Below are 15,650 nucleotides of genomic sequence, written 5' to 3' on the forward strand. Positions count from 1 at the left end.
CCCAAACGTTGTTTGGGCCTGATTGTCTGGCGTTTTAGGGATAATACCAGAACGTTTTACTGCATCAGCAAATACAGTGAAGTATCACCACGCTGAATGTTCAGCGCCAGTACCGAAGGTTTGCTATCCAGGATTTTACGCAGCTCGCCCAGATTCTGCACTGGCTGCTGGTTCACTCCCAGGATCACATCCCCTTTTTTCAGACCAATACGCGCCGCAGCACTGCCAGCCTTCACATTATCGACCTTCACCCCTTTTTCTTTCCCGCTGCTGTTGCTCAGCTCAGCGCCTTCGATACCGGTATAAATGTTGCCGGAGTCAACCTGAGTCTGGCTGCTCTGCTCCAACGTCACATCAATAGTCAAAGGTTTGCCGTCACGGATAATGCCCAACGACATTTTGCTGCCTACAGGCAGAGTGCCGATTTCGGCGCGGAACGAAGCAAAGCTGGAAATCGCTTTACCGTTCATGGACACAATCACGTCACCCGCTTTGATCCCAGCCTTCGCCGCTGAAGATTTTGGCATCACCTGGCTGATGAACGCACCACGCTGGGCATCGATCTTCATTGCCTGCGCCAGTTCAGAGTTCAGTTCGGTTCCCATAATCCCCAGTTCGCCGCGTTTCACCTGGCCGAACTCCACCATTTGCGACGTCAGGTTTTTCACCATGTTGCTTGGGATGGCAAAGCCAATACCAATGTTGCCGCCGTCTGGCGCCAGAATCGCGGTATTGATACCAATCAGTTCACCGTTCAGGTTCACCAAAGCACCACCGGAGTTACCACGGTTAATCGCCGCATCCGTCTGGATAAAGTTCTCATAGTTTTCGATATTCAAACCACTACGGCCCAGCGCAGAGACGATACCAGAAGTGACGGTTTCACCCAGGCCATACGGGTTACCGATCGCGACAGTGTAGTCACCGACACGCAGTTGATCAGAATCTGCCATTTTAATGGCCGTCAGATTTTTGGAGTCTTTCAGTTGGATCAACGCAATATCAGAACGAGGATCTTTGCCGATCACTTTGGCTTCAAAGCGGCGACCATCGCTCAATTGCACCTGGATCTTGGTGGCATTTTCCACTACGTGGTTGTTGGTTACCACATAGCCTTTAGCAGCATCAATGATGACACCGGAACCCAGCGACCTAAAAGGTTCTTTCGTGCCCTGGCCACCAGGGCCAGCCTGGCCGCCCTGACACATTGGTGAATTCTGGAACGGTGAACCATCCTGGCAGAAAGGGGAATCTTCACCAAAGAACTGCTGGAATTGCTGAGGCATTCTCTGTGAATTCACCGTCGTACTGCCTTCAACATTAATACTCACTACAGAAGGCATCACTCTTTCCAGCATTGGAGCCAAGCTTGGCAATGGCTGAGAACTCGAAGATGCTGATACCGTTTCCGCGGCATTGGCGGTGACTAAAGGCCCCATTGCCATACCAATACTGAATGCCAGGGCGCTTAAAACTAATGCGGTTTTTTTCATCTATGTGTCTCTTTAAAGTCGTTCAGGAAATACTGCGAATTTGTGCTTATTAAGAGCGTATTAAAACACCGAAGTTCCGGCCCTGAGCGATACCTAATAGTAAACAAATATTGTCCATCTTTACAAAACTCGAAATAATACCCCGAGCTTGACGTGATGGCGGTAAAATAAGAGTTCTCTTACCCGTAAGTTATTTTATTCTGCCGCCATTAAGCGGCGGTATTCATCATAGGCATAAAGATCGGTCATACCGCTGATATAATCCTGCAAGAGCCGCGCTCGGAAATAATATTCTCTAATTGCCTGTTGCTCCGCAGAAAGATGCTGCAAACCTTCGATCGCTTCAACATAGGCCAAACGATGCTTAGTGGAGAGCTTATGAAACAACCGCGTTTCGATAGGAAAGGCCCGGTGGCTATCTTCTTGCACCAACTTGCTGAAGTCCGCCAGCGGCATCATCAATAAGGGGCTGTAAATATCCAATAACCCATTAATTACCCGATAACCTTGCAGTTCCAACTGCTCAACCTCTGGGTGGTTGAATACATGTTTGAAAGCCACATTTTTAAATATTTCCAACAGCTTATATATTGGGCCTGAATCTTCCAGCAGCGCACCATTAAAATGGCCGTGGTAAACCGCCTCCAGATTATCAATAAAACGTTGAGCTGCATGCGGCACCAAACGGGCCACGGTGAACACCCTCAGATACATAAAAAATTGATCTTCTGAACTTCGGCGTGCTCCACCACGATCGATTTTACGGAATGCGCTGGCCACGATTTTATCAAACATATCCCCAAGAGTCACCTCGCCCCATTCCTGCCTTAGGTGCTGATACAATTGCTCCACGGTAAAAATGTTTTTTTCAACCGCATCTTCCAGGTCAGCAACGCAATAAGAGATATCATCAGCGGCTTCCATAATATAGGTAAGAGGAAAGCGATCGAATTCCCCCATATGTAATTCACGCCGTAAACGATCAACAAAGGCTTCTTCTGCCAGATAAAAACCCGGTTTTTTCATCAGGTAACTGTGGCTGTCTGGAATATCACTCGCCCAATAAGCCGGGCGGGTATATTTCAGAATGCAGCCAACCTGGGCATAGGTGAGGTTCAGTTTCAACAGGGTATACACCAGCCGGATTGCCTGGGCATTACCTTCAAAGTGGCTGAGATCGTGACGAATGCGGCTACGCAGCCGGTTAAGATCGCTTTCCCCTTCTCGCAGGCGCAGTACATCAACCAAGCAACGATCGTGGCTACCCGGCTCGCTGCCGCAGTTGGCAGGATCGAGGCGCTGACGGAACCAATCGTTAATCGCCGATTCACCGAAATGGCCAAAAGGGGGATTACCAATGTCATGCATCAGGCAAGCCATTTCCACAATACTTTCAAACGGATCGAGCAGTTTGGTCAAGCCGAGCGTATCAATCCGCTGTTCCTGCTTCAAACGGTTGAGGATCTCTTTAGCAATATGCCGCCCCACCTGCTGCACTTCCATCGAATGCGTCAGGCGGCTACGCACCGCAGCATTACGCTCCAGCGGGAATACCTGTGTTTTCTGCTGTAAACGGCGGATCGCCGCTGAATTAACGATCCGCCCGCGATCGCTCTCAAACTGCCGGATAATGTCATATTCTTCTTCTGCTTCAATCGGCTTGCTGAATGGCCGTTGGAAGCTGATCTTCTGCTTAAAGTCGATCCCGGACATCTGTTTCCCCCACCGTTGCGCACTCCCTCCGTGATAACAATTCCCAGCGGCAGATGCAACGCTATTGCGGATTATCTCTCTTTCAGAGCCATGATAGACTATGCCGCAATTTCCACACCCAATCAGTGAGTGTTATTTATGAAAGTAGGCATCATCGGCGCAATGGAAGAAGAAGTCACCCTGCTACGCGCACAAATTGAACACCGCCAGACCATTCAACGCGCTGGTTGTGAAATCTATACTGGCCAGATCGGCGGGGTTGATGTCGCCTTACTGAAATCGGGTATTGGCAAAGTTGCAGCAGCACTGGGCACAACATTGTTGTTGGAACATTGCCAGCCGGACCTGGTGATCAACACCGGTTCTGCCGGTGGTCTGGCGGCAACGTTAAAAGTAGGCGATATCGTCATTTCGGAAGAAGTGCGCTACCACGATGCTGATGTGACCGCTTTTGGTTATCAGCCAGGCCAGATGGCCGGTTGCCCACCCGCTTTTATTGCCAACGATGCCCTGATTGCTTTGGCAGAAAACTGCATCAAACAGCTTAACCTGAACGCCGTGCGCGGCCTGATTTGCAGCGGTGATGCTTTCATCAATGGTGCAGAACCATTGGCACGCATCCGTACCACTTTCCCAGCCGTGGCCGCCGTTGAGATGGAAGCCGCTGCCGTGGGCCATGTCTGCCATCAGTTCAGCACGCCATTTGTGGTTGTGCGCGCGATCTCCGACGTTGCCGACCAGGAATCACACATGAGTTTCGACGAATTCCTGGCCGTGGCAGCCAAGCAATCTTCATTAATGGTCAACGCTATGCTGCAAACTCTGGCAAAGCGCGGTTAATGTGAAGCGACGCTTTTCTGCCCTGCTGGGGGTATTAGCCTTTTGTATCGCGTTGCCCGCCAGCACGGCCCAACGCGTTATCAGCCTGGCACCGAACACCACTGAACTCGCCTATGCTGCCGGGATGGGAGAAAACCTGGTGGCAGCCAGTGCCTATTCGGATTATCCGCCAGAAGCCAAAAAACTGGAGCAGGTCGCCTCCTGGCAAGGAATCAACCTGGAACGCGTGCTGGCGCTGAAACCGGATCTGATTTTGGCATGGCGCGACGGTAATCCGCAGCGGCCGTTGGATCAGCTGGCCGCATTGGGTATCCCGATCTTTTATGCTGATGCCCAAAATATCGATGGCATCGCAAAATCGCTGGATGCGTTGGCGCAATACAGCCCTCACCCAAAGCAAGCACATCAGGCAGCAGAAAGTTTTCGCCAAAAAGTGGCCACGTTGAAAGCCCAATATGCGCATAATCAACCACGGCGCGTATTGTTACAATTTGGTACTCAGCCCTTATTCACGGCTTCAGCGGCCACACTGCAAAGCCAGGTGCTTTCACTGTGCGGTGCAGAAAATATTTTTGCCGATAGCCGCGTACCCTGGCCACAAATCAGCCGTGAGCAAGTGCTGACGCGCCAACCACAAACGATCGTTATCACCGGTGGAGAACAACAGATTGCCAGCGTGAAGGCGTTCTGGGCTCCGCAGTTGGCAGTACCGATCATTGCGCTGAACGAAGACTGGTTCAACCGTGCCGGGCCACGTATCATGCTGGCGGCGCAGGAGCTCTGTAGCCAATTGGCGGAGATAAAATAATGCTGGTTTTTTGGCTGGATATTCTCGGTACAGCGGTATTTGCTATCTCCGGCGTCTTGCTGGCTGGCAAACTGCGCATGGACCCGTTCGGCGTATTGGTGTTGGGTGTGGTTACCGCGGTAGGTGGTGGCACGATCCGTGATATGGCACTGGCCAACGGGCCGGTATTTTGGGTGGAAGATCCCACTGCTCTGGTGGTAGCGATGGTCACCTGTGTGCTGACGCTGCTGTTAGTGCGCCAACCGCGCCGCCTGCCGAAGTGGATACTGCCGGTGCTGGATGCCGTCGGGCTGGCGGTATTCGTTGGCATCGGTGTCAATAAGGCACTGGCTGTTGATACTAGCCCGCTGGTGGCCATCTGCATGGGAGTCATGACCGGCGTGGGTGGCGGAATTATCCGCGATGTGCTGGCGCGTGAGATCCCTATGATCCTGCGTACCGAAGTCTACGCCACCGCCTGTATTGTGGGTGGGAGCGTACACACCATTGCGTTCTGCTATTTTGGCATGCCCCTGCAACACGCCATGATGCTGGGTATGGCAATCACCCTGAGCATCCGTCTGGCAGCCATTCGCTGGCACCTGAAGCTCCCCGCTTTTATCCTTGAATAGTTCCCCCGCGTCTTTCACATCTCGGGGGCTGGTTTTCCCGCAACTCAAATTATTCAGGGCATAAAAAAACCCGCGAACCGTTAAGGTTGGCGGGTTTTCTGGCCGGGGCAAGCATCAAATACTGAATGAAGACCCACAACCACAGGTGGTTTTAGCGTTCGGGTTAGTCACAACAAAACGTGAACCTTCCAGCCCTTCGGTGTAATCCACCGAACCACCGACCAGATATTGCAGGCTCATCGGGTCAACCACCAACGCAACACCCTGTTTTTCAATGGTCATATCACCATCATTGACCTTGTCGTCAAAAGTAAAACCGTACTGGAATCCGCTGCAACCGCCGCCGGTAATGTAAACCCGCAATTTCAGGTCTGGATTTTCTTCGTCAGCAATCAGGAACTTAACCTTGTTTGCTGCTGCCTCGGTAAATTGCAAGGGCAGTGCTGTTTCATCACTCATACTTTTACTCCCAACATTATTTCGTATCAGGTGACTACCATGGTCACCTGATTAATGCCTTTGATTATCTAATACCTGAGTGTTGCGTTCAAGTATTCACCGCATTTGTTGTACTCTCTCCGCCATAGCCCACCTGACACAGAGGAATATCGCAGCGTTCCCCTGGAACTGAGCCACTCATATTGGCCCTATAAATAGGTATCTGACAGCAATCGTTTCATAACACCGGACTCTCCACTAGAATAGCGCCGTCAAATCATTCAAATAAAAATCCAGGAGCCGATTTATGAGCTTACACAGCAAGTCCGAAAGCCTATATGCCCAGGCGCAGCAGTTAATCCCCGGTGGGGTTAACTCTCCGGTACGAGCATTCACCGGCGTCGGCGGCGTTCCCGTGTTTATCGAACGCGCTGATGGTGCTTACCTTTTTGATGCCGATGGCAAAGCCTATATCGATTACGTCGGTTCCTGGGGCCCAATGGTGCTGGGCCATAACCATCCGGCGATCCGCAATGCGGTGATCGAAGCTGCACAACGCGGCCTGAGTTTTGGTGCGCCAACCGAAATGGAAGTCAACATGGCCCAATTGGTGACCGATCTGGTGCCCAGCATGGACATGGTGCGCATGGTCAACTCGGGTACAGAAGCGACCATGAGCGCCATCCGCCTGGCTCGCGGTTATACCCAGCGTGACAAAATCATTAAGTTCGAAGGCTGTTACCACGGCCATGCCGATTGCCTGCTGGTGAAAGCAGGCTCTGGTGCTTTGACTTTGGGCCAGCCCAACTCGCCGGGCGTACCGGCGGATTTCGCTAAACATACCCTGACCTGCACTTATAACGACCTTGATTCGGTACGTAGCGCGTTTGAGCAATATCCGTCAGAAATCGCCTGTATTATCGTTGAACCCGTCGCCGGTAACATGAACTGCATCCCACCGCAGCCAGAATTCCTGCCAGGCCTGCGTGCGTTGTGTGACCAATATGGCGCACTGCTGATTATTGATGAAGTGATGACTGGCTTCCGTGTGGCACTGGCGGGGGCACAAAGCTATTACGATGTTGTGCCGGATCTGACCTGCCTGGGCAAAATCATCGGTGGTGGTATGCCTGTTGGCGCCTTTGGTGGCCGGCGTGAAGTGATGGCCGCTTTGGCTCCCACCGGGCCGGTCTATCAGGCAGGCACCCTGTCTGGCAACCCGATTGCCATGGCAGCAGGTTTCGCCTGTTTGACCGAAGTTGCACGCGCAGGCACCCACCAGAAGCTGACCGAACTGACCGGCAAACTGGCCACTGGCCTGCTGGCAGCGGCAAAAGCGGCGAACATTCCCTTTGTCGTCAACCATGTTGGCGGCATGTTCGGCCTGTTCTTTACCAACGCCCCCACCGTAACCCGCTATCAGGACGTGATGCAATGTGATGTTGAACGCTTCAAGCGTTTCTTCCATTTGATGCTGAATGAAGGGATCTATCTGGCACCATCGGCCTTTGAAGCCGGTTTCATGTCGGTCGCACACAGCGATGAAGACATTCAACGCACCGTTGACGCCGCCAGCCGCTGCTTCGCCAAGCTGTAATGCCTTCGCGGGCGCGTTCTGCGCCCGCTTTATCTCGCTTAGAGTAGCGTTCCATAAATCGTCAGCAACGCCACCACCACCAGGATCATGATCGTCACCTTACGCGCCAGCGTTACCGCTGCCCGCGGTGTTTGTATTGGATCACTGTGCGGATCACGCGCCAGAGAGAACTGTGCCAAACGCGTCAGAACCTGATACTGCGAGGTATGGAGATCCCCCAATGAGGCAAACCACGCAGGCAACGCTCTTTCACCATGCCCAAGCAACGCATAAGCTACCCCCACCAACCGAACCGGCACCCAATCCAACCAATGCAACAGGAAATCAATACCGGCCTGAGAACGCTCCAACGGCGTATGATGCCGCGCTAACCAGGTTTGATACGCCCGCAGAAATGCATAACCCGCCAAGGCGACAGGTCCACAAGCTGCAAACCAGAATAACGGGGCCAGATAGTCGCGGTAGTTAATCCATAACAACGCATTTTGCAGCTCACGTAACCGTTCTTCTTTGCTACACCCAGCCGGCAGGCCATGGATCAACGCCAATTCCTCCGCCATCTGATCGCTGGCATGAGCATCACCTTGGCGCGCAGCATTCAAATAAGCCCGATAGTGCTTGCGCTTGATACCTGCCCCTACACACAGCAAACCAATGAGAATCCACAACAGCAACATCACGGCACCAAAAAATAATCCTTCAGCCAGCCACAGAATTCCCCCAATCACGGCCATCCAGGCAATGACCATGGCCAGCGTCTGACCAAACGAAACCCGATGTAAGCGCTGAAATATCACCTCCAGGCGGTGATCCAATTGCCAATGTTCCCCCTGTTTGAACAGACGTTCCCACGCCAGAACCAGTAACAGCGTAAACAGCGTCATGCGTTAATCTCCTTCTTTTTATTTTTACCCAGCTTAACACCGCTGGATTGAGCGTGTTATTCCTGAGATATCAGGGAATCATCCAGAGGAAGATCGAGGCAAAACACTCTCTTTTAACACTGGTGATTCAACCCGACTGCAACCGTATCAGGCCTCTCTGCGGTGGTACTTGCTTCTGCAACAGAGTAGCATGTTCACTCACAAACCTACCGCCCATTCCGGAGTTTTCTATGCCGACACGCCGCTACAGTGCCGATAGCCGCCGTACCGCGCTTCTTGAACGTATTGAAAGTGATATTCCTTACACCGTTGCCCAGGCATTGAGAGAGGATCTGGGGGGTGAAGTGGATGCCGAACGCGATATTACAGCGCAGTTATTACCGGCAGACAAGCAGGCTGAGGCCACCATCATCACCCGTGAAGCAGGGATCTTCTGTGGCCGCCGTTGGCTGAACGAGGTCTTTATCCAGTTGGGTAATCAAGTCACCGTAGAGTGGTTGGTAGAAGATGGTGCTCCGCTGGCCCCCAATCAACTGCTGTGCCATCTGCATGGCCCGGCGCGCATTTTGCTGACAGGGGAACGCACCGCGCTGAATTTTGTTCAGACGCTTTCCGGTGTCGCTACCGCCGTCAGCCACTATGTCAAATTGCTGCAAGGCACACAAACCCGCCTGCTGGATACGCGTAAAACGCTGCCAGGCCTGCGTACCGCACTGAAATATGCGGTTCTGTGCGGCGGTGGCAACAATCATCGCCTGGGCCTTTCTGATGCTTTCCTGATTAAGGAAAACCATATCATCGCCTCCGGCTCGATTAAGAATGCGGTGGAGAAAGCCTTCTGGCTACACGCCGACGTCCCGGTGGAGGTCGAAGTTGAATCATTGGACGAACTCCAGCAGGCGCTGGATGCCGGTGCCGACATCGTGATGCTGGATAATTTCAGCGTTGAAATGATGCGTGATGCGGTTGCCCTGGCTCAGGGGCAGACACAGCTTGAAGTTTCTGGCAACGTCACCGCCGAAACCCTGCGGGAATTCGCGGCAACCGGCGTGGATTATATTTCGGTTGGTGCGTTGACCAAGCACGTCACCGCTCTCGATTTGTCGATGCGTTTCAAATAATCCTTTTTTCTACAGCCTCTTTGCAACCACAAAGAGGCCGTTTTTTCTCCCCTGATTTGCGAAGCACCACGCATTATTTTTTAACCACACGTAACAAAAACACTTGGTAGTGGAAAGCTTACGCATAATCATAATCCCCCGCTCGCCACCAGCCACTCAGCGCTTTAACGTTGCCTCCAGGTTTATCAGGAGGAAACAACAGATGGAAACACAACGCGGTTTTACCTTGATTGAATTGATGGTGGTGATCGCCATTATCGCCATCCTGAGTGCTATCGGCATTCCCGCTTACCAGCGCTATATCCAGAAAGCGGCCATGACCGATATGCTACAGGCCATGACGCCTTACAAAATGGCGGTCGAACTTTGTTCACTGGAAAACGGTGGCCCAACCGGGTGCAATGCTGGCAGTAAAGGCATCCCCGCTGGTGCCGCATCACGTTATGTCAGTAACATTCAGGTCAACCAGGGAATCATCAACCTGACGGGCACGCAAAGCTTACAGGGATTGGCGGTCATATTAACTCCGGTACAAGATCCCTCCGGCCTTATCCGCTGGACGCGCCAGTGCAGCAGCGATAACAGTAACTTGCAGGAAACCTGCCAAGAGGTTTTCCGCTTTGATGATGCGGCTGAGTGAGGTGAATGATATGGAAATCAGTGATGAAATCCACGCGCTATGCCAGCGCTATCAGGCGCTGGCGCTCAGCGAAAGCTCACAACAGCTGACGGTCGCTCTGCACGGCGATATCCCCCCTACTCTGGTTCAAGCACTGCGTTTCGCCGCTGGCAAAAGTATTGTGGTTGAACAATGGCCTCTTGCTCGCCTGGAACAGGCACAAAATCAGTGGCGCGCCCCCGAGATCGCCCTACAGCCAGAGGCTCTAGAAGACAGCGCGCCTTCGCTTAACGATGACAGCGACACCCCAGTAGTACAATTTATCAATCAGGCCCTTCGCCATGCCATTCAACGCAGGGCCTCTGACGTGCATTTTGAACCCTACCAACAGACACTCCGCGTCCGCTTAAGGATCGATGGTGTTTTACAGGCCATTACTTCCCCACCTTTGTCACTGGCAGCACGTATTACTGCCAGGTTGAAAATCATGGGGCAATTGGATATTACCGAACGTCGTCTACCCCAAGACGGCCAACTCAGCGTCCAGTTGGACAATACCAGTTTCTCAATGCGTATTTCGACTCTGCCAACGTTGTACGGGGAAAAGGTGGTACTGAGGATCTTGCAAACCGATCGCCAAGAACTGTTGCTCGAACAGCTTGGAATGAACCAGGCAGAACTTGGGCTTTATGCCAAAGCTCTTGCCAGCCCACAGGGGATGATTCTGGTCACCGGCCCCACCGGCAGTGGCAAAACCGTTACGCTCTACAGCGGCCTACGCCAGTTGAATGATGTGCAGAGCAATCTGTGCAGCGTGGAAGATCCCATCGAAATCCCGGTGTTTGGCATTAATCAGACCCAGGTCAACAGCAAAACCGAACTGGATTTTGCCCGTGTGTTACGGGCTCTGCTGCGCCAAGACCCTGATGTCATCATGATTGGTGAGATCCGTGATAGAGAAACTGCCGAGATCGCAGTAAAAGCCGCACAAACCGGGCACCTGGTGCTTTCTACTCTGCACACCAACTCCACCAGTGAAACCCTGACGCGCCTGACCCAAATGGGCATTCCCGGTTACCTGCTGGCGGCTTGCCTGAAGCTGATCATCGCGCAACGGTTAGTACGGCGTTTATGTTCACACTGCCGTTCTCCACACAGTGAAACCATGCGTTTCCCGGTAAATCTCTGGCCTGAACCGTTGGTTCCCTGGAGTGCCGCTGGTTGTGAACATTGCTTTGGCGGCTATTACGGCCGTATTGGCCTCTACGAACTGTTGACGATCACCCCTGAGGTACAGAACGCACTGCTACAAAATGCCTCAGCGGTTCAATTGGCTGACATTGCACAGCAGCAGGGGCAAATGACACTACTGCAAGCCGGTTTAGCTCTGGTGGCACAAGGCATTACCTCCCTCGAAGAAGTGTACCGCGTGGTAGGTACAACAACAGACAGCGAGGCAATATGATGAAAAAACGCCGACTGTATTTATGGTTGGCCATCGATCCTAACGGTGGGATCTGCCAAGGTGAATTGATGGCTGACAAGAAAAGCCAGGTGTATCAGCAACTGTTTGAGCAGGGGTTGCAGCCCTATCAAATCCGTGGAGGGAAACACATCGCCCCACGTCTCTGGCGTGGTGAGCCCATGATCCAATTTACCCGGCAATTGGCTACGTTGTTACAGGCTGGGCTGCCGTTGGTAAACGGTCTGCAATTGCTGGCAAAAGAACATCAGTCAGCGGCGTGGCGTTGCTTGTTATTGGAGATCGCTCACAAAGTGGCGCAAGGGCAACCTTTTTCCGAAGTGATTACCGAGCAACAGGCCGTATTTCCATTAATTTATCGCCAGTTGATCGCCATCGGTGAACTGACCGGCAATCTTGATCGCTGCTGCCTGCAATTGGCACAGCAACAGGAAGCTCAGCAGAAACTACAGAAAAAGGTCGTTAAAGCCCTGCGCTACCCCTTATTTATCTGCGTGGTCGCCATTCTGGTCAGCATACTGATGCTGGTGATGGTGTTACCCGAATTTGCCAAGGTATATCAATCATTCGATGCGCCACTCCCTTGGTTTACCCAAGGGCTACTCAATTTTTCTGCGTTGCTGATCAATACCGGGCCGTATTTGCTGGTGGTTTTGGCAGGGATAATAGGGTTTTATCTACGTTATTTACACGCTTTACCTGATTGGCAGCAACGAGAACAAGCCACTTTGCTACGCATACCACTGATCTCTTCACTGATAAAAGGCAGTTGTCTCAGCCAGATATTCCGCATTCTGACCATGACTCAGCAGGCTGGATTAACGCTGGTAGAGGGGCTACATGCCGCCACACTGTCGGTAGGTAATCTGTTTTATCGCCAAGCTCTGGAAACTATCCAGCAACAGTTGGTACAAGGGCACCCGTTCCACAGCGCATTAGCTCAACAAACCTTGTTTCCTTCCCTGTGCCAGCAGTTGGTACGGGTTGGAGAAGAATCCGGCACCCTGGATACCCTGTTAGGGAAATTAGCGCACTGGCATGAGCAACAAACTCACGAACTTGCTGATACGCTGGCACAAACGTTGGAACCGCTGTTGATGATGGTTGTTGGCGGCATCGTCGGCATTTTGGTTATTGCCATGTATTTGCCGATCTTCCAACTGGGAAACGTGCTGGGATAACCCTAGAGATGACAAAACCCGGCGTTAACCGGGTTGTTCAAAGAGAATCATTGGTACTTATTTGCTACCGAAAACGCGGTTTTCCTGCTCCGCAACGCGGATAAACGTCGTGCGTTTGGTCAGTTCTTTTAAGCGCTCAGCACCAACATAAGTACAGGCGGAACGCAAACCACCTAAGATATCACGCACGGTAAACTCAACTTCGCCACGCAGTGGCAGCTTGACGGTTTTACCTTCAGCAGCGCGGTATCCGGCAACGCCGCCCACATGGCGCTTCATTGCAGATTCAGAACTCATACCATAAAACAGCATGAACTTTTCACCGTTCTCTTCGACTACGGTACCTTCACATTCATCATGCCCTGCCAGCATCCCACCCAGCATCACAAAATCTGCACCACCGCCGAAAGCTTTAGCCACATCACCCGGCACGGAACATCCACCGTCGCTGACAATCTGCCCACCCAAACCGTGCGCCGCATCGGCACATTCGATCACAGCAGAAAGCTGCGGATAACCCACGCCGGTTTTCACGCGAGTGGTGCAGACCGAGCCTGGGCCGATCCCTACTTTAACAATGTCAGCACCTGACAGAACCAGTTCTTCCACCATTTCACCGGTAACCACATTACCAGCACAGATCACATGATTCGGGCAAGCTTCACGGGCTCTTTTCAGGAAGGCGACAAAATGTTCGGAGTAGCCGTTTGCGACATCGATGCAGATGAACTTCAGCCCTGAAGACAAAGCTAAGATCTGCTTCATTTTCACAAAGTCAGCTTCGGAAGTGCCGGTAGACACCATCACATGGCGCAAAGTGGATTCTGGAGCACGCTGAACAAATTCAGCCCATTGCTCAACGGTGTAGTGTTTGTGAACAGCGGTAAGAATACCGAAGGATGCCAGAGCCTCAGCCATGCGGAAGGTGCCAACCGTGTCCATATTAGCGGCGATAATCGGCACACCAGACCAATTCCACCCTGAATGTTTGAAGGTAAACTGGCGTTGCAGTTCAACTTCTGAGCGGCTTTTCAGCGTGGAACGCTTTGGGCGAATCAACACATCTTTAAAGCCCAACTTCAAATCTTCTTCAATACGCATGACAAATAATTTCCTGGTTTTTGGCGACGGATCGCAGGGAGATATTCGAACCTATACCCTATGAATTTCAAATTGCGGTTTGAAAAATGACGGGTAGATTAATGCCAGTTCCAGTGACGCTATCATACGCACTAATAATCGCTCGGCAAGACTGCGATTTCGCGTTTATTTGCGCTATAATTCCGCTAATTTACCTATGGCAATGCAGTGTGATTCCTGCCTCACTTTTTCTGCCCCTGTCCCATCTGGTGAAGTGATATCTTATGATATAGGGCAAGCCGTTCGCGCCAACTTGCACTTCTGCGTGATCGCTTTATGATTCGTTTTATTCTTTTTTAATGAGTTTCGGGATGCCTCCTCTACCATGGCCTACATTGTTGCATTGACAGGCGGTATCGGCAGCGGCAAATCCACCATCGCAGACTCCTTTGCGCGGTTTGGTGTGACCATCGTTGATGCTGATGTCATTGCCCGCCAGGTCGTTGAGCCTGAAACTTCCGCTTTGGCCGCTATTGCTGCACATTTTGGTACTAAAATATTGCTGCCAGACGGTTCACTCAACCGTTCTGCTTTGCGTCAGCGCATCTTCAGTCATCCTGATGAGAAAACCTGGCTTAATCAGTTACTGCATCCACTGATTCACCAGGAAACCCAACGTCAATTGGCAAAGGCCGATAGCCCCTATGCACTTTGGGTGGTGCCTTTACTGGTGGAAAACAACCTCCAGGATCGCGCTAACCGTGTTTTGGTTGTTGATGTTGACCACGAAACACAACTCGTCAGAACCATGACCCGTGACGGCATCAGCCGCCAGCAGGCGCAGGACATTTTGTCTACACAGGCCACGCGTGAACAACGCCAGGCAGTAGCAGACGACATTATTGATAATAGTGGCACTGCTCAGGCAATTGAGCCTTATGTAACCACACTGCATCGCCGCTATCTTGAGCTGGCAACATCAGCGACCTGACAGGATTACACTGAATGAGTGACGCTTCCCTAACCGTTCTTTTTGAACACCCATTGAATGAAAAAATGCGCACCTGGCTGCGAATCGAATTTTTATTGCAGCAATTACATAACCAAAAAGCCTTGAGCGAAACCGCTATTGCCCTGACTTTTTTTCGCACAGTTTCAGATCTGCTAGACGTGTTGGAACGTGGTGAAGTTCGGACCGAACTGCTGAAAGAATTGGAACGCCAGCAACAAAAATTGCTGCAATGGAGCGAAGTGCCCGGCGTTGATATGCATTTGGTTAATCAGTTGCGCAGCCAGCTGAAAACACGTGCTGCATCATTGATGTCTGCTCCCCGTATGGGCCAAGCATTGCGCGAAGATCGTTTGATCAGCTTAGTACGCCAACGTCTAAGCATTCCGGGTGGCTGCTGTAGCTTTGATTTGCCAACCTTGCACATGTGGATGCATGTTCCCCAAGATGAACGTGACGCCGATGTTGCAGCCTGGCTGAAAACATTAGAACCTCTGCATCAAGCACTAACCATGGTGCTGGATCTGGTACGTCAGTCAGGGCAATTTCGTAATCAAATCAGTTTAAATGGCTTCTTTCAGGACAACGCTGAAGGCGCGGATCTATTACGCTTGCGTATCGGTCTGGCCTACCAGTTATACCCACAAATCTCCGGCCACAAAACGCGTTATGCCATCCGTTTTATGCCGTTGGACAGTGAAAACGGCGTGGTGCCAGAACGTTTGAATTTTGAACTGGCCTGCTGCTAAAACCCCTAACCTGCATCTGGCAAA

Annotated in this window: 15 protein-coding genes; 10 read left to right on the plus strand and 5 right to left on the minus strand. The window is 51.8% G+C overall.

Annotated elements, in window-relative coordinates; all coding sequences use genetic code 11:
- Window positions 1-56: 56 nt before the first annotated feature.
- Both degP and dgt read right to left on the minus strand, forming a co-directional pair.
- Window positions 57-1,493: a serine endoprotease DegP gene (degP, locus tag Z042_RS22910; RefSeq protein WP_024910394.1), complete on the minus strand. Its 1,437-nt coding sequence runs from the start codon at window positions 1,491-1,493 to the stop codon at window positions 57-59.
- A gap of 195 nt (window positions 1,494-1,688) precedes the next feature.
- A complete protein-coding gene (gene dgt, locus Z042_RS22915; RefSeq protein WP_024910393.1) occupies window positions 1,689-3,206 on the minus strand; it encodes a dGTPase in 1,518 nt (505 codons plus the stop codon).
- A gap of 138 nt (window positions 3,207-3,344) precedes the next feature.
- On the opposite strand from dgt, the gene mtnN reads away from it, so the two are divergent.
- The 3 genes from mtnN to Z042_RS22930 are packed head-to-tail and all read left to right on the plus strand — an operon-like array spanning window position 3,345 to window position 5,465.
- Window positions 3,345-4,046: a 5'-methylthioadenosine/S-adenosylhomocysteine nucleosidase gene (mtnN, locus tag Z042_RS22920; RefSeq protein ID WP_024910392.1), complete on the plus strand. Its 702-nt coding sequence runs from the start codon at window positions 3,345-3,347 to the stop codon at window positions 4,044-4,046.
- A gap of 1 nt (window position 4,047) precedes the next feature.
- Complete coding sequence (gene btuF / locus Z042_RS22925; RefSeq protein ID WP_024910391.1) at window positions 4,048-4,854, plus strand: vitamin B12 ABC transporter substrate-binding protein BtuF; 807 nt, start codon at window positions 4,048-4,050, stop codon at window positions 4,852-4,854.
- Window positions 4,854-5,465 carry a TRIC cation channel family protein gene (locus Z042_RS22930; RefSeq protein WP_024910390.1) on the plus strand — a complete coding sequence of 204 codons (612 nt, stop codon included), beginning with the start codon at window positions 4,854-4,856 and terminating at the stop codon, window positions 5,463-5,465. The genes btuF and Z042_RS22930 overlap by 1 nt, the downstream gene beginning before the upstream one ends.
- A 114-nt stretch (window positions 5,466-5,579) precedes the next feature.
- Here the strand turns inward: Z042_RS22930 and erpA are convergent, their stop codons facing one another.
- Complete coding sequence (gene erpA, locus Z042_RS22935; protein WP_024910389.1) at window positions 5,580-5,924, minus strand: iron-sulfur cluster insertion protein ErpA; 345 nt, start codon at window positions 5,922-5,924, stop codon at window positions 5,580-5,582.
- Window positions 5,925-6,210: 286 nt separating this feature from the next.
- On the opposite strand from erpA, the gene hemL reads away from it, so the two are divergent.
- On the plus strand, window positions 6,211-7,500 hold the full coding sequence (gene hemL, locus Z042_RS22940) for a glutamate-1-semialdehyde 2,1-aminomutase (protein WP_024910388.1): 1,290 nt from the start codon (window positions 6,211-6,213) through the stop codon (window positions 7,498-7,500).
- A gap of 38 nt (window positions 7,501-7,538) precedes the next feature.
- Here hemL and ampE read toward each other — a convergent pair whose 3' ends face one another.
- Entirely contained in the window at window positions 7,539-8,384 is an 846-nt protein-coding gene (gene ampE / locus Z042_RS22945) for a beta-lactamase regulator AmpE (protein ID WP_024910387.1), read from the minus strand.
- A 230-nt stretch (window positions 8,385-8,614) separates the two neighbouring features.
- On the opposite strand from ampE, the gene nadC reads away from it, so the two are divergent.
- The 4 genes from nadC (at window position 8,615) to hofC (ending at window position 12,788) form a co-directional block, all read left to right on the plus strand.
- Window positions 8,615-9,505, plus strand: coding sequence for a carboxylating nicotinate-nucleotide diphosphorylase (gene nadC, locus Z042_RS22950; RefSeq protein ID WP_024910386.1), 891 nt, complete (start codon window positions 8,615-8,617; stop codon window positions 9,503-9,505).
- A 202-nt stretch (window positions 9,506-9,707) separates the two neighbouring features.
- Window positions 9,708-10,145, plus strand: a complete 438-nt coding sequence (ppdD, locus tag Z042_RS22955; RefSeq protein WP_024910385.1) for a prepilin peptidase-dependent pilin — start codon at window positions 9,708-9,710, stop codon at window positions 10,143-10,145.
- A 10-nt stretch (window positions 10,146-10,155) separates the two neighbouring features.
- On the plus strand, window positions 10,156-11,589 hold the full coding sequence (gene gspE / locus Z042_RS22960) for a type II secretion system protein GspE (protein WP_024910384.1): 1,434 nt from the start codon (window positions 10,156-10,158) through the stop codon (window positions 11,587-11,589).
- Window positions 11,589-12,788 (plus strand): protein transport protein HofC, encoded by a 1,200-nt coding sequence (gene hofC, locus Z042_RS22965; RefSeq protein WP_024910383.1) that lies wholly within the window; start codon window positions 11,589-11,591, stop codon window positions 12,786-12,788. Before gspE ends, hofC begins: the two co-directional genes overlap by 1 nt.
- Window positions 12,789-12,845: 57 nt before the next feature.
- Here hofC and Z042_RS22970 read toward each other — a convergent pair whose 3' ends face one another.
- On the minus strand, window positions 12,846-13,889 hold the full coding sequence (locus tag Z042_RS22970; RefSeq protein ID WP_024910382.1) for a GMP reductase: 1,044 nt from the start codon (window positions 13,887-13,889) through the stop codon (window positions 12,846-12,848).
- 364 nt (window positions 13,890-14,253) lie between these two features.
- Here Z042_RS22970 and coaE point away from each other — a divergent pair, with 364 nt between their 5' ends.
- Both coaE and zapD read left to right on the plus strand, forming a co-directional pair.
- Window positions 14,254-14,859: a dephospho-CoA kinase gene (gene coaE / locus Z042_RS22975; RefSeq protein WP_037405599.1), complete on the plus strand. Its 606-nt coding sequence runs from the start codon at window positions 14,254-14,256 to the stop codon at window positions 14,857-14,859.
- Between the two features lie 14 nt (window positions 14,860-14,873).
- Window positions 14,874-15,626, plus strand: coding sequence for a cell division protein ZapD (zapD, locus tag Z042_RS22980; protein WP_024910381.1), 753 nt, complete (start codon window positions 14,874-14,876; stop codon window positions 15,624-15,626).
- Window positions 15,627-15,650: the final 24 nt, after the last annotated feature.

Source organism: Chania multitudinisentens RB-25 (genome assembly GCF_000520015.2).
Lineage (GTDB): Bacteria > Pseudomonadota > Gammaproteobacteria > Enterobacterales > Enterobacteriaceae > Chania > Chania multitudinisentens.

What these genes read in the sequence shown, in the direction of transcription:
- degP (WP_024910394.1), bottom strand. Translation starts at nt 1,493, where the DNA reads ATGAAAAAAACCGCATTAGTTTTAAGCGCCCTGGCATTCAGTATTGGT.
- dgt (WP_024910393.1), bottom strand. Translation starts at nt 3,206, where the DNA reads ATGTCCGGGATCGACTTTAAGCAGAAGATCAGCTTCCAACGGCCATTC.
- mtnN (WP_024910392.1), top strand. Translation starts at nt 3,345, where the DNA reads ATGAAAGTAGGCATCATCGGCGCAATGGAAGAAGAAGTCACCCTGCTA.
- Z042_RS22930 (WP_024910390.1), top strand. Translation starts at nt 4,854, where the DNA reads ATGCTGGTTTTTTGGCTGGATATTCTCGGTACAGCGGTATTTGCTATC.
- erpA (WP_024910389.1), bottom strand. Translation starts at nt 5,924, where the DNA reads ATGAGTGATGAAACAGCACTGCCCTTGCAATTTACCGAGGCAGCAGCA.
- hemL (WP_024910388.1), top strand. Translation starts at nt 6,211, where the DNA reads ATGAGCTTACACAGCAAGTCCGAAAGCCTATATGCCCAGGCGCAGCAG.
- ampE (WP_024910387.1), bottom strand. Translation starts at nt 8,384, where the DNA reads ATGACGCTGTTTACGCTGTTACTGGTTCTGGCGTGGGAACGTCTGTTC.
- nadC (WP_024910386.1), top strand. Translation starts at nt 8,615, where the DNA reads ATGCCGACACGCCGCTACAGTGCCGATAGCCGCCGTACCGCGCTTCTT.
- ppdD (WP_024910385.1), top strand. Translation starts at nt 9,708, where the DNA reads ATGGAAACACAACGCGGTTTTACCTTGATTGAATTGATGGTGGTGATC.
- gspE (WP_024910384.1), top strand. Translation starts at nt 10,156, where the DNA reads ATGGAAATCAGTGATGAAATCCACGCGCTATGCCAGCGCTATCAGGCG.
- hofC (WP_024910383.1), top strand. Translation starts at nt 11,589, where the DNA reads ATGAAAAAACGCCGACTGTATTTATGGTTGGCCATCGATCCTAACGGT.
- Z042_RS22970 (WP_024910382.1), bottom strand. Translation starts at nt 13,889, where the DNA reads ATGCGTATTGAAGAAGATTTGAAGTTGGGCTTTAAAGATGTGTTGATT.
- coaE (WP_037405599.1), top strand. Translation starts at nt 14,254, where the DNA reads ATGGCCTACATTGTTGCATTGACAGGCGGTATCGGCAGCGGCAAATCC.
- zapD (WP_024910381.1), top strand. Translation starts at nt 14,874, where the DNA reads ATGAGTGACGCTTCCCTAACCGTTCTTTTTGAACACCCATTGAATGAA.